Raw genomic sequence first — 13,489 nt, forward strand, 5'->3', positions numbered from 1 at the left:
CGCCTCGTGACCCGGGCGGGGGAGTGAGCCTGCTCGGGGTCGGTGTCGACGACGCCGGCGGGCCCGCCGGCGCGCACCCGGGAGCACCCGCACCGCACGTCACCGCCGTCCTCGTCGTCCACGACGGCGCCCCGTGGCTGCCGCGCGCCCTCGCCGCCCTGGCCGGCTCGACCCGTCGCCCGGACGTCGTCGTCGCCGTCGACGCGGGCAGCCGCGACCGCAGCGCCGCCCTCCTCGACACCGCGCTGCTCGACTCCCCGGTCGTCCCCGGCAGCCCGGTCGTCGACGCCGTCGTCCAGGCGCCGCGTGAGGCGGCTCTCGGCGACTCGGTCGCGCGCGGTCTCGCCGCGGCCGCCGACCTGCCCGGAGGCCGTCCGGGGCACGGCGTCGCCGGCGGCCCGGCGTGGGTGTGGCTTCTCCACGACGACTGCGCCCCGGAGCCCGACGCCCTCGAGCAGCTGCTGAGCGCCGTCACCGCCGGGCCCACCATCGCCGTCGCCGGCTGCAAGCAGCGGGGCTGGGACGACGCGCACCGCCTCGTCGAGGCCGGCGCCACCGTCACCCCGGGCGGGCGCCGCCTCACGGACGTCGCGCCCGGCGACCTCGACCAGGGTCAGCTCGACGGCCGCGGCGACGTCCTCGTCGTGTCGACCGCGGGCATGCTCGTCCGCGCCGACGTGCTCGCCGACCTCGGCGGACTCGACCCCGGCCTGCCCCTCGTCGGTGACGACGTCGACCTGTGCGTGCGGGTCCGGCGGGCCGGGCACCGGGTCTCCGTCGTGCCCTCCGCGGTCGTGCGGCACGCCGCCGCCCTCGAGACGGGCGCCCGCGAGGCCACTGCGCTGCGCGGACGCCTCGGACGCGGCGTCGGTGCGCCCGCGCCGCGCGCCGGCGGACCCCGGGGCGGGCTCGCCGCCGCCCGTCGGGCGCACTGGCTCCACACCCGCGCCGTCCAGGCGCCGCTGCTGCTCGTGCCCCTCCTCCTCCTGTGGGTCGTCGTGGCCGCCCCCGCCCGCGCGGTGTTCTGGCTGCTGCGGCGGGACCCGGGGGCGGCGTGGGCGGAGCTCGCCGCCCTGCTCCACCTCCTCGCGCACCTGCACCGCGTCGTCCGCTCCCGGTGGCGCTCCCGCCGCACCCGCGCCGTCCCTGCCTCCGCCCTGCGACCGCTGCGCCCCACCCGCCTGCAGGTCCTCCGCGACGAGGTCGACGCGTGGCGCGTCCGCCGGGCGCTGGCGCGGCGGCAGCCGGAGCCCGACGACGAGCCACCCCTCGGGGCGCTCGAGACGGGCCCGGTCGCCGACGAGTACATCCACCTCGACCTCGGGGCCGGCGGCCCGCTCAAGGGTGTCGTCCGTCACCCGCTCACCTACCTCGTCCCGCTCGTCGCCCTCGTCGCGGCCCTGCCCGCCGTCCGCTCGCTCCTGCGTCCCCTGCCGGACGACCCGGCCGGGGCGGGCGCGGGCCCGCAGATCGGTGCCGGCGGTGCGACCGCCGGCGAGCTGTGGGGCCGTGCGCTCAGCGACTGGCGCGAGGTCGGCGCCGGGACCGCCGCCCCCGCTGACCCTGCCACCACCGTGTGGGCGGCGCTCACGAGCGTCGTCTCCCTGCTGCAGGGCGACGGCTGGGACGCGTCGTCCGTCGGCTCCGCACGCGCCTGGGTGGCGGTCGCCGCGCCCCTCGTCGCGCTGTGCGGCGCCTACCTCGCCGCGCACCTCGTCGTGCGCCGCCCGTGGCCCGCCGGCGCGCTCGCCCTCACGTGGGCGCTCCTGCCGGTGACGGGCCTGCTCGGGACCGTCGACGCGGGCACGCTCGTCGGCCACGCCCTCCTGCCGTTCCTCGCCCTCGCGCTCGTCGGCTGCCTCGGCACGCGGCCCGTCCGCTCCGCCGGGGCGGCCGCCCTGCTCGCGACCGTCGTCGTCGCGCTCGAACCGGCCGCCTGGCCGGCGCTGGTGCTCGGCGCGGCCGTCGTCGGAGGCCTCGGCGGCTGGCGGCGGCGGGCGGGCTGGCGGGCCGCCCTGCCGCCCGTCGTGTCGCTGTGGCCGGCCGCGGTCCTCGCGCCGTGGGCCGTCCTCCTGCCCGCGGCGCCGCGCCTGCTCCTCGTCGACCCCCGGGCGGCCGACCCCTCGCTCCTCCCCCTTCCCACCCTCACCGACGTCGCGCCGGCCGGACGCCGTCTCGTCGAGGCGGCCCTCGCCGGTGAGGTGCAGGTCGCCGAGGTCCCGCTGCCGGACGCGGCCGCCGTCGTCGCCCTCGTCGTGCTGGGCGCCGCGGTCCTCGCGGCCGCGGTCCTCGCGCTCCTCGGGGTGGCGCGGGGCCGGGTCCCCGCCGCCTGGGCGGCGCTGCTCGTGGGCGCCGCCGCCCTGCTGACCGGTGCGCTCGCGGTGTGGCGCGCCGGTGCCGTCCCGTCGGTGCCCACGTCGGCGGCGGCACTGGCCGGGCTCCTCGTCGTCGCGCTGCTCGTGCGCGACCTCGACGACCCGGACCGACGACCGGCCCGGCTCGACGCCCTCGCCCGCCGCAGCGCGTGGCGCACCCGGCGCCTCCTCCTCCCGCTCGTCCCCGTCGGCGCGCTCGTCGCCGCGGGCGTGACCGCCGCTGCCGGCGCCCTGCCGCCGCTGCCGTCGCCGCTCCCCGCCGCCGCCCTCGTCGCGTCCGCCTCCGAGCTCTCGACGCGCACGCTCGTCGTCGAGGCGACAGGCGACGACGGCGGTGGGAACCCGGACACGGCGGCCGGAGACGCGCAGGACGCGACCGGGCTCCCGCCGGAGGTCCGGTGGTCGGTGACGCGCGGACCCGCGGGCCCGGGCCAGGCCTCGGTGCCCTCGCTGCTCCTCGAGAGCCCGCAGCGTGCGGGCGACGCCGAGCTCGACCGCACGGTCGCCACGCTCCTCGGGGAGCAGGAGGCCGGGTCCGCCGGCGCGGACGGGGCCGGGGCCGTGGCCGCCGAGCTCGCCGCCGCCGGCGTCGGCTGGGTCGTCGTCAGCGGCCCGCCGGCCCTCGACACCGCCGTGGCGCAACGCGGCGGCCTCGTCCGCACCGCCGTGGAGCCCGGGCGGACCACGTGGCGCGTCGACGGTGCCGCGGTCCGCGACGCCGGCGGCACCGAGCCCGCCCGTGCGCGTGTCGTCCCGGCGGCCGGGGGCAGCGCCGCCGCCCTGCCGCTCGACGGTCTGCGCGCCGACCTGCCCGCTGGTGAGGAGGGTCGGCTCCTCGTCCTCGCGGACAACGCGCACCCGGGCTGGGCGGCGACCCTCGACGGGGCGGTCCTCACCCCCACCCGCGCCGACGGCTGGGCGCAGGCGTTCGAGCTCCCCGCCACCGGCGGTGTCCTCCGGCTGCGGCCGCCGACGGTCCGGCCCGACGCCGAGCTCCTCGCCCTCGCCGCGGCCGCGGTCGCCCTGCTCGCCCTGGTCTGGCCCGGGCGGGCCGCCGTGCCGTGGCCGTGGCGGGGTCGCCGCACGACCCGCACGACCCTCGGCCTGCGTCGTCGGGTACTGGTGCGGAGCGGGAGGCTCGCCGCGGGTGGAGCGGCCCTGGTGGTCGTGACCGCGCTCGCCGTCGCCACCACCGGGGTCCTCGCGGGCCAGGTCCGGGTGCGCACCGCGGCCGCCGCGGCGGCCACCGACGCCGGCACCGGGGCTGCGGGGGCCGACCGGCTCCTCGAGCGCGCCGTCGCCCCGCTCGCACCGGTGGTGACCGCGCTCCAGGACCTGCGGGTGGCCGCACCCGACCCCGCCTCCACCGCCCCGCTGCTCGGGCTCGCCCGCGCCGGCGCCGAGCAGGCGTGCCCTGACGGCACGACCCCGCCACCCGCCTTCCCGGTCGACGCCGCCCGCGGGCTCGAGGCGAGCGTCGTCCGCGACGGCGACGACCGGGGCCTCTCCGTCACCGCGTGCCCGCTGTCCGCGACGACGTCGTGGCTCCTGCTCGGCAGCACGGGCGTGGGGGAGCGCCCGGAGGTGCGGGTGACCGGCACGGGCGAGACCGCCGCGGTCGTCGACCTCGCCGTCGGCTCCGTCGACGGTCCGGTCGACACCCCCGCGGCGACCGGTGTGCTCGTCCCGCCGGGGGAGACCACCTCGCTGCGCGTCGACGCCGTCGCGCCCGACCTGCCGGTGGTCCTCGTCCGGGTCACCGCCCGCGACGGCACCGTCGCGGTGACCGGCAGCGACACCGGGCTCGCGGGGCTCGTCCCGCTCGGGCGGGCGCGGGCGGCCGCCCAGACCGCTCCCGACCGCACCGCCGTGCTGCCCGCGGTCGTCGTCCCGGCCGGCCCGGACGCGGTGAGCCGGGTGCTCCTGGCCCCCGCCGGGGACGAGGCCGCGGTCACGCAGGTCGTCGTCACCGGCGACGACGGGCCGGTCGACATCGGCGAGGCCGCGGTGACCGTCGCCCCCGGCGGCGGGGTCGCCGTGGTCGACCTCGCGGGACTCGAGCCCGGTCGCTACACCGTGGGTGTGCGCGCCGACGTGCCGGTCGTCGCGGCCGCGACGTGGCAGCAGCGACGCGACGGCGAGCCGCTCGAGGGCCTCACCGGCGTGCCGTCGGACCGGGCGCTCGTCCAGGCCACCACCCCGGTCGGACCCGCGGGCACCAGCCTCGGCGTCGCCGGCCTGCGGGACGCGGGCGCGCTCGGCCTGAGCGTCGTCGACGTCGCCGCGGCCCCGGGCGAGCCCGTCGCGGGCCGGGTCGAGCTGCTCGACGGCAGCGGACGGGTGCTCGCCGAGACGGTGTTCGACGCGGCCACGGGTCGGCCCGTGTCCGTCCCGGTCGCCGACCTCCTCGCCTCCGCCGACGACGCGGCGGCCGACGGGGCCGCCCCCGCGCAGGAACGCGCGGCGGTCCTGCGGGTGCTTCCGACGGGCGACGTCCCCCTGCACGTCGGGCTCCGCAGCACGGTCGACGACCCGGACGGCGCCCTCGTGGCCGCGACGACCGTGCCCGGCGCCCCGCCCGCTCCCGTCGTCGTGCGGCTGGTCAGGGAGGCGGTGCCCGGTCTCCTCCCGTGAGGTCCCGACCCGGGGTCAGTCCGGGTCGTAGTCGGGGTCGACGTCCTCCGGCGCGCGGGCCAGGAGCTCGGCGACCTGCTCGACGACGACCCGGCGCACCAGCTCGGGCAGGTCGTCGTCCGCGCGCTGCTCGACCGGGCGCCGGTAGACGACGAGCCGTGCCCGGTGCCCGCCGTCGGCGGGGAACACGCGGGCGAGCGGGACCGCTCCGCCCTCCCACGCGGCGGGGTCGCTCGGCGGCACCTCCTCCACGGCGACGTCGACGTCCGCGAGCTCCGTGGCCCAGCGCGCCTCGAGCCGGCGCACGGCGGCGACGACCAGGGCGTCGAACCGCTGGGCGCGGGTCCGCGCAGCCGGCAGACCAGGCGGCAGCACAGGACCTCGGGGGCCCCGGCCCCGCCGGTCGCGACGGGTACGGCGGAGGCGGCGCGCACGGCCCTCGCGGTGGTGGGACGACCCCGCGGGGTCGGCGGACGACGACACGACCCCACGGTAGCCAGCAGCGTCGCCGGTCCCCGCTACCGTGACCGGGTGAGGTCCGGACGCCGCTGCTCGCGCTCGGGGTGCGCCGCGGACGCGGTCGCGACCCTCACGTACGTGTACTCCGACTCCACGGCCGTCCTGGGCCCGCTCGCGACGTTCGCCGAGCCGCACTCGTACGACCTGTGCGCCGCGCACGCCGAGCGCCTGACGGCGCCCCGCGGGTGGGAGGTCGTCCGTCTCGCCGTCGAGGACCACGGACCCGTCGGGCCGAGCCGCGACGACCTCCTCGCCCTCGTCGACGCCGTCCGCGAGGCGGCCCGCCCCCGACCGGACGCGGGAGCGGCGAGGGCTGCCGCCGGTGCCGGGCCGGGCCCGGAGCCCGCAGCGGGTGCGCGGGGACGGCGGGGGCACCTGCGGGTGCTCGACACGGCCCCGCGCCCCGACTGACCGGGTCGTCCCGGTTCGCCCGAGCTGTCCCGGATGCCGCGACACGCCGGGGCGCTCAAGGTTCTGCGGGCCGGGGCCGAGAGGTGTGCTAGTCGTCCGACCCCCTCCCGAGGAGCCTCCCGTGGCCGCTTCCGCCCGCCGCACCGCCACCACCCACGGTCCCCGCGTCACCGGCGCCCGGCCGGTCCCGCGGCAGCGTCGCGGCCACCACGACACCGACCTGCCCCTCGGCTCGCTGACCCAGCGGGAGCACCGGCCCGAGGGAAGCTGCGCGGCGTGCGGCGGGATGCGGCTGACCCGCCTCGTCATGCACCTCGGCGACGGCTCGGCCGTCGACTTCGTGTCGTGCCACCACTGCGAGCACAAGGCGTGGGAGGAGCAGGGCAGCCCGCTGTCCGTCACCGACGTGCTCGCGCGCTCGGCTCGCCGCTGACGCTCCCGCTCGCCGCCCGGGCCTAGCCTGGGCGCCGTGACGCACCCGCTCGAGCGCGCCGTCAAGGCCTACGACGTCCGCGGTGTCGTGGGGGAGGACCTCGACGAAGCCGCCTTCGACGCCCTCGGCGAGGCGTTCGTCCGGACCGGCGTCGCCGGTCCCGCCCCCACCCGCGTGGTCGTCGGCCACGACATGCGGCCCTCGTCCCCGGACCTCGCCGAGGCGTTCGCCCGCGGGGCCGCTCGCGCGGGCGCGCACGTCGAGCTGCTCGGGCTCACCGCGACCGACCAGCTGTACCTCGCCTCCGGCCTGCGGGACGCCGGCGGGGCGATGGTGACCGCGAGCCACAACCCGGCCCGCTACAACGGGCTCAAGCTGTGCCGCCCCGGCGCACGGGCCGTGAGCCTCGACGACGGGCTCGCGGAGGTCCGCGACGCCGCGCTCGCCACCCTGGCCGGCGCTGCGCCCGGACCCGCGGCCGCCCAGGGGGAGGTCGTGCGCCGCGACAGCCTCGCCGAGTACGCCGCCCACCTGCGCGGGCTCGTCGACCTGTCCGCCGGTCGCCCGTTGCGGGTCGTCGTCGACGCCGGCAACGGCATGGCGGGGCTCACCGTGCCCGCCGTGCTCGGCACGGTCGCCGGGCTGCCGGCGCTGCCCGTCGACCTCGTGCCGCTGTACTGGGAGCTCGACGGCAGCTTCCCGAACCACGAGGCGAACCCGCTCGACGTGTCGACGCTCACCGACCTGCAGGCGGCCGTGGTCGCCGAGGGCGCCGACGCCGGGCTCGCGTTCGACGGCGACGCCGACCGGTGCGTCCTCGTCGACGAGACCGGCCGCGTCGTCGACGCGAGCGCGGTCACCGCGCTCGTCGCCCGGACCGAGGTCGCGCGCGCCCGGGCCTCGGGCGAGGCCGAGCCGGTGGTGCTCCACAACCTCATCACGTCCCGGGTCGTGCCCGAGGTCGTGAGCGCCGCGGGCGGGCGCTCGGTCCGCACCCGCGTCGGGCACTCCTACATCAAGGCGGAGATGGCCCGCACCGGCGCGGTCTTCGGCGGCGAGCACTCCGCCCACTACTACTTCCGCGACTTCTACGGCGCGGACTCCGGCATGCTCGCGGCCCTCCACGTCCTCGCGGCCCTCGGCCGGAGCCCCGCGGGCACGACCCTGTCGTCGCTCGTCGCGGACTACGCCCCGTACGCACGGAGCGGGGAGGTGAACTCCACGGTCGGGGACGCCGCCGCCGCGACCGCGCGTGCCGTCGCGGCGGCCGAGGCCTGGGGGGAGCCCGTCGACGTCGACCGCCTCGACGGCACCACCGTGTCGGCCGGCGACGGGTCGTGGTGGTTCAACCTGCGCCCCAGCAACACCGAGCCGCTGCTGCGCCTCAACGTCGAGGCGGGGGACGAGGCGACGATGACCCGCGTGCGCGACGATGTGCTCGCCGTCGTCCGCACGGACCCGCAGGTCGACCCCGAGGAGGAGCCCGTGAGCGCCAGCACGTCCGCCGCGCCGGAGGGGGCCGGCGACCGCCCGCTCGTCGAGCCGTGGCTGCGGGAGGTGCTGCGCTGCCCCGCCTGCCGCAGCACGCTCGCCGACGGGACCGGCGACGACGGGCAGCCGCGGCTGCGGTGCACGCAGGACGCACCCGACCCCGGCGACGGCGCCGAGGCGCTCGACCGCCCCGCGGCGTGCGGGCGCTCGTACCCCTTCGACCGGGGGGTCCCCGTCCTCCTCGTCGACGAGGGCGTCCTGCCCTCCGCCGGCTGAGGTCGCGCCGTGCTCGACGAGACCCTCCTCGACGACCCCGACGCCCTGCAGGCTGCCGACCGCGACGGCGCCCTCCGGGTCCTCGCGACCGCCGGCGCCCAGGTGCGGGCCGCGCTCGCGGAGGAGCACGCCCTCGACCGGGTCGCCGACGACGGTCGGCCCCGCACCGTCCTCGTGGCCGGGCTCGGCGGCAGCGCCGTCGTGGGGGAGGTCGTCGCCGCGCTCGCCGGCGAGCACTCGAGCGTCCCGGTGCAGCGGCGGCGCGGCGGGCCGCTCCCCGGCTGGGTCGGCTCCCTCGACCTCGTGATCGCGGTGTCGATGTCGGGGCGGGCGCCCGAGCCGCTGCGGATCGCAGGGGAGGCGGCTCGCCGCGGCGCACGGCTCGTGTCGGTGTGCCGGGACGGCTCGCCGCTCGCCGACGTCACCCGACGTGCCCGCGGGACGCTGCTCACCGTGCCCCGCACCGGGGTGCCCGGGGCGCCGCCGCCCGGGTCCCGGACCGGCCTGTGGTCCCTGCTCGCCCCGGTGCTCCTGGCGTGCGACGCGGCCGACGTCCTCGAGGTCGACCACGCCGAGCTCGCCGGCGCCGCGGACCGCCTCGACGACGAGGCGGAGGCGTGCAGGCCGTCCTCGGAGTCGTTCGTCAACCCGGCGAAGCTGCTCGCGGCCGAGCTGGACGGCAGCGTCCCGGTCGTCCTGTCCGACGGGGACGCCGCCCAGGGAGCGGCGGCCCGCGCGGTGTCGATGCTCCACGTCACCGCCCGCGTCCCCGCCGTCCGCGGCACGCTCCCGGACGACGCCGGTGACGTCGTCGCGCTCTTCGACGGCGCGTTCCGGCCCGCCGACGACGACGTGTTCGCCGACCCCTTCGTCGACGGCCCCGCCCGCCCGACGCTGCGTCTGCTCCTGCTCGCCGACCAGGCCGGGGAGCACCGGGCGCCCGCCGACCGGGCCGGGCCCGTCCTCGAGGTCGCCCAGCACGCGGGCGTGCGGGTGAGCGAGCTCGCGGCCGACCCGGGCCGCCCGGTGGAGAAGCTCGCGCAGCTCGTCGCCCGCACGGACTTCGCCGCCACGTACCTCGCCCTCGGCAGTGGGCTCGACCCGTCCCGCTCCCCGCACCTCGCCGACCTCCGCGAGGTCTGGGCCGAACGCGGCTGACGGAAGGTCGACGCAGGCTCGCGCGTTACCCTGAGGACCACTGCAGGGCTGCCTGCAGCGCACGGCGTCGGTGATGCCGAGGGCCCAGAGGGGCCACGCCGGGGCGGAGAAGGAGCGCACCACCACCCGAGTCGCGGCCGCGTGCCGCGGGAAGGAACACCCATGTCCTCCACCACCCCTCCGGGTCGCGCCGCGGCCCTCGCCGCGTCCGTCACCACCGCGGACGGCCGCACCCTCGACCACGCTGTCGCCGACCTGTCGCTCGCGACCGCCGGCCGGCACCAGATCCGCCTCGCCGAGCACGAGATGCCGGGCCTCATGGCCCTGCGCGCCGAGTACGGCGACTCGAAGCCGCTCGCGGCTGCCCGCGTCGCCGGCTCCCTCCACATGACGGTCCAGACCGCCGTCCTCATCGAGACCCTCGTCGCGCTCGGCGCCGACGTCCGCTGGGCCTCGTGCAACATCTTCTCCACGCAGGACGAGGCCGCCGCGGCCGTCGTCGTGGGCCCCGAGGGCACCGTCGAGCAGCCCGCGGGCGTGCCCGTCTACGCGTGGAAGGGCGAGACGCTCGAGGAGTACTGGTGGTGCACCGACCGCGTCCTCGCGTGGCCGGGTGCCGTCGGGCCCAACATGATCCTCGACGACGGCGGTGACGCCACCCTCCTCGTCCACAAGGGCGTCGAGTTCGAGAAGGCCGGCGCGGTGCCCGCCACCACCGACGACGACAACGAGGAGTACCGGGTCGTCCTCGACACGCTGCGCCGCAGCCTCGCCGAGGACGCCGGCCGCTTCACCGCGCTCGCCGCCGAGGTCAAGGGCGTGACGGAGGAGACGACGACCGGGGTCCTGCGCCTGTACGACCGCATGCGCGACGGCACGCTGCTGTTCCCGGCGATCAACGTCAACGACTCCGTGACGAAGTCGAAGTTCGACAACACCTACGGCACCCGCCACTCGATCATCGACGGCATCAACCGGGCCACCGACGTCCTCATCGGCGGCAAGGTCGTCGTGGTCTGCGGCTACGGCGACGTCGGCAAGGGCTCCGCGGAGTCGCTGCGCGGCCAGGGCGCCCGGGTGATCGTCACCGAGATCGACCCCATCAACGCCCTGCAGGCGGCGATGGACGGCTACCAGGTCGCCCGCCTCGACGACGTCCTCGAGACCGCGGACATCGTCATCACGGCCACCGGCAACAAGGACGTCGTCACCGCCGAGCAGATCGGGCGGATGAAGGACAAGGCGATCCTCGGCAACATCGGCCACTTCGACAACGAGATCGACATGGCCGGTCTGGCCCGCACGCCCGGGGTCACCCGCACCGAGATCAAGCCGCAGGTCCACGAGTGGACGTTCAGCGGGACCGACGGCGCGCCGGACCGCTCGGTCATCGTCCTGTCGGAGGGCCGCCTGCTCAACCTCGGCAACGCCACCGGGCACCCGAGCTTCGTCATGAGCAACAGCTTCACCAACCAGGTGATGGCCCAGATCGAGCTCTTCACCAAGGCGGACGAGTACCCACTCGGGGTCCACGTGCTCCCGAAGCTGCTCGACGAGAAGGTCGCCCGGCTCCACCTCGACGCCCTCGGTGTCCGGCTCACCGAGCTGACGAAGGCGCAGGCGGAGTACCTCGGCGTCGACGTCGCGGGCCCGTACAAGACGGACATGTACCGGTACTGACACGCAGACCGGCATGACGTCGGAGGCCCCGGGAGCGTGTTGCTCCCGGGGCCTCCGTCGTTCAGCCGGTGAAGTCGGCGGGCCGCGCGACGGGCGTCGCGGGTCGGGCCACCGGGGCGACGGTGTCGTCGTCCGACGGCTCCGTGCCGTCGTAGCAGGCGCCCAGGACGTCGAGCAGGAGCGACGCGTAGTCCTCGGACGCGAGGAACTGCAACGAGAGGACCAGCTCCTCGAGCTCGGCCTCGTCGTAGGTCGCGGGCGTGACCGGTCCGCCGTCGACGATCTCGAGGCGCAGCTCCTGGGCCGCGCGCTCCTCCGGAAGCACGATCGTCGTGAGGTAGTCGAGGCCGTCCACGATCTCGTCGACGTCCGCCTGCGCCGCCTCGGCGGCGCTGACGGCGTCGGAGACGACCCTGGTCGCGGTGTCGACCTGCTCCTGTGCTGCGGCGATCTCCTCGGCGGTGCCGGTGCTCTGCGCCTCGGCCAGGGCCGCCTCGGCGGCGGCAAGGTCCGCCTCGGCGGTCTGCTGCGCCGCGGTGGCCTGGTCGAGGGCAGTCTCGGCCGCGGGCAGCTGCGCGGTCAGCTCGTCGACATCGGCCTCCCACCCGGCGATGAGGTCGGCGGCCTCCGCAGCGTCCTCCTCGAGCGGTCCGCCGATTCGGTAGGCCTCCGCCGCGGCGACGGCGGCCTCGCACGCCGCTGTCGCAGACGAGGCGGCGGGGAGGGTGCGCGCCTCCGCGCCGACGACGAGGGACGGGACGACGAGCGCGACGGATGCGGTCAGCAGCGCGATGGCGCGCGGACGGACGGACACGACGTCAGCCGGTGAAGTCGGCCGGACGGGCGACGGGTGCCGCCGGGCGAGCGACGGGTGTGCCGGGGACGCCGTCGTACGCCTCCCCGAAGCACTCCACGAGAACGTCCTCCAACAGCAAGGCGTAGTCCTCGGACACGACGTAGTCCACCCTGCCGATGAGGTCCTCCAGCTCGGCGACGTCGTAGGTCGCCGGGGTGACGGGTCCGCCGTCGAGGAGCTCCGTGCTCAGCAGCAGTCCGTCCCTCAGCTCCACGAGGATGATCCCCGTGACGGCATCGAGCCCCTGGGTGCGCGCGAGGACGTCCGCGTCCGCGTCGGAGACGGCGCGCTCGGCGTCGGCCAGGAGCGACGTCGTGGTGTCGAGCTGCTCCTGCGCCGCAGCGATGTCCTCCGGCGTACCGCTCGACTGCGCCTCGGCCAAGGCGGACTCGGCGTCGGCGAGCGCGGTCTGCGCCAAGTCGCGTGTGGCTGTGGCCTCATCGAGGTCCGCCTCCGCCTCCGCGAGCTCCGAGGTCAGCTGTTCCGCCTGCGCCTCGTACCGCGCGATGGACTCGACCCGGTTCGACCGGATCTCGGCGATCACCCCGCTTGTGCGGAAGGCCTCTGCCTCGGCGACCGCAGCGTCGCACGCTGCGGTCGCGGACGAGCCGGCGGGAAGGGTGCGCGCCTCGGCGCCGACGACGAGGGACGGGACGACGAGCGCGACGGATGCGGTGAGCAGCGCGACGGCGCGCGGACGGACGGACACGAGAACCCCCAGGTGACGGTGCGCCGCTCCGTGCGGCGTCGAGCAAAGCATCGAGCCTGCCGGCGCCGCCGTGTCAGGAGTTGCCGTAACGACTCGACAACGGGTTGGACTCGGGACGGACACGGCCCCCGGCGGCCGGGTGTCAGCCCTCCCGGGCGTGCTCCGTCATCTCCCGCAGCCGCCGCAGCTGGGCGGCCTCCCGGTCGAGTCGCAGCAGGTCACGGCGGCGGCGCTCGGCGAGGACCGCCGCGATGAGGTCGGGCTGCGACGTGCCGGGCGGCGGGGGAGGGGAGACGAGCGCCAGCAGGTCGTCGCTGAGCCGCTGACCGAGGTGGGCACGCGCCTGCGGCGACAGCGACGCCGCCCGCGCGAGGTACGACCGCGCCGCGAGCGACAGCTGCCCGGGCACCTGCCCGAGGTCGGCGCGTTCCGCCCACCCCGCGAGGTGCGGCGGCATGACCGCCATCTCGCCGGCCGAGGTGGGGGCGCGCTCGCTCACGACGTACGTGCCGGCGAGCACGTCGCCGATGCGCTTGCTGCGGTTCGTCGCGAGCACGCAGTACACGGTGAGCGCGCCGGCGGTGAGGTAGATCTCCCCGAACCCGACGAGCGCGCGCGTCGCGGCGTGCCGGGCGGTGACCGGTCCGCCGTCGTCGCGGACCACGCGCAGGCCGAGGGCGAGCTTGCCGAGGGAGCGCCCGTGGGTCGTCGTCTCGACGACCGCGGGCACGACGACGAGCACGAGCACGACGAGCGTGAGCGTGACGGCGGTGAACGCGGCCTCGTCGAGGCCGTCGAGCAGGCGCGAGAGTCCGAACACGAGGCCGATCAGGACGAGCACGAGGACGACGACGTCGATGAGGATCCCGACGACGCGGGTGCCGAGCCCCGCTGGCGGCAGCTCGACGACGACCGCGTCCCCCGTGACGAGCGTGCTCACGCCGTCA

Annotated in this window: 10 protein-coding genes; 6 read left to right on the plus strand and 4 right to left on the minus strand. The window is 77.5% G+C overall.

The window, feature by feature from the left end:
• Positions 1–23 precede the first annotated feature (23 nt).
• Positions 24–5,009 carry a DUF5719 family protein gene (locus tag WAB14_RS03000; protein WP_340267226.1) on the plus strand — a complete coding sequence of 1,662 codons (4,986 nt, stop codon included), beginning with the start codon at positions 24–26 and terminating at the stop codon, positions 5,007–5,009.
• Between the two features lie 15 nt (positions 5,010–5,024).
• Here the strand turns inward: WAB14_RS03000 and WAB14_RS03005 are convergent, their stop codons facing one another.
• Positions 5,025–5,492, minus strand: coding sequence for a metallopeptidase family protein (locus WAB14_RS03005; protein ID WP_340267228.1), 468 nt, complete (start codon positions 5,490–5,492; stop codon positions 5,025–5,027).
• A gap of 48 nt (positions 5,493–5,540) precedes the next feature.
• Here WAB14_RS03005 and WAB14_RS03010 point away from each other — a divergent pair, with 48 nt between their 5' ends.
• From WAB14_RS03010 to ahcY, 5 genes are all read left to right on the plus strand, one after another.
• A complete protein-coding gene (locus WAB14_RS03010) occupies positions 5,541–5,939 on the plus strand; it encodes a DUF3499 domain-containing protein (RefSeq protein ID WP_340267230.1) in 399 nt (132 codons plus the stop codon).
• A 121-nt stretch (positions 5,940–6,060) separates the two neighbouring features.
• Positions 6,061–6,372 (plus strand): hypothetical protein, encoded by a 312-nt coding sequence (locus WAB14_RS03015; RefSeq protein WP_340267232.1) that lies wholly within the window; start codon positions 6,061–6,063, stop codon positions 6,370–6,372.
• A 36-nt stretch (positions 6,373–6,408) separates the two neighbouring features.
• Positions 6,409–8,139 carry a phosphomannomutase/phosphoglucomutase gene (locus WAB14_RS03020; protein WP_340267234.1) on the plus strand — a complete coding sequence of 577 codons (1,731 nt, stop codon included), beginning with the start codon at positions 6,409–6,411 and terminating at the stop codon, positions 8,137–8,139.
• A gap of 9 nt (positions 8,140–8,148) precedes the next feature.
• On the plus strand, positions 8,149–9,297 hold the full coding sequence (locus tag WAB14_RS03025; protein WP_340267236.1) for an SIS domain-containing protein: 1,149 nt from the start codon (positions 8,149–8,151) through the stop codon (positions 9,295–9,297).
• A 162-nt stretch (positions 9,298–9,459) separates the two neighbouring features.
• Entirely contained in the window at positions 9,460–10,977 is a 1,518-nt protein-coding gene (gene ahcY / locus WAB14_RS03030; protein WP_340267238.1) for an adenosylhomocysteinase, read from the plus strand.
• Between the two features lie 61 nt (positions 10,978–11,038).
• Here ahcY and WAB14_RS03035 read toward each other — a convergent pair whose 3' ends face one another.
• The 3 genes from WAB14_RS03035 to WAB14_RS03045 all read right to left on the minus strand — a co-directional run bounded on the left by WAB14_RS03035 (position 11,039) and on the right by WAB14_RS03045 (position 13,482).
• Positions 11,039–11,791, minus strand: coding sequence for a hypothetical protein (locus WAB14_RS03035; RefSeq protein WP_340267240.1), 753 nt, complete (start codon positions 11,789–11,791; stop codon positions 11,039–11,041).
• Between the two features lie 4 nt (positions 11,792–11,795).
• Positions 11,796–12,542 carry an HlyD family secretion protein gene (locus tag WAB14_RS03040; protein WP_340267242.1) on the minus strand — a complete coding sequence of 249 codons (747 nt, stop codon included), beginning with the start codon at positions 12,540–12,542 and terminating at the stop codon, positions 11,796–11,798.
• A 142-nt stretch (positions 12,543–12,684) separates the two neighbouring features.
• Positions 12,685–13,482: an RDD family protein gene (locus WAB14_RS03045; RefSeq protein WP_340267244.1), complete on the minus strand. Its 798-nt coding sequence runs from the start codon at positions 13,480–13,482 to the stop codon at positions 12,685–12,687.
• Positions 13,483–13,489: the final 7 nt, after the last annotated feature.

Origin of the sequence: Aquipuribacter nitratireducens, from assembly GCF_037860835.1 — a bacterium.
Taxonomy (GTDB): domain Bacteria; phylum Actinomycetota; class Actinomycetes; order Actinomycetales; family JBBAYJ01; genus Aquipuribacter; species Aquipuribacter nitratireducens.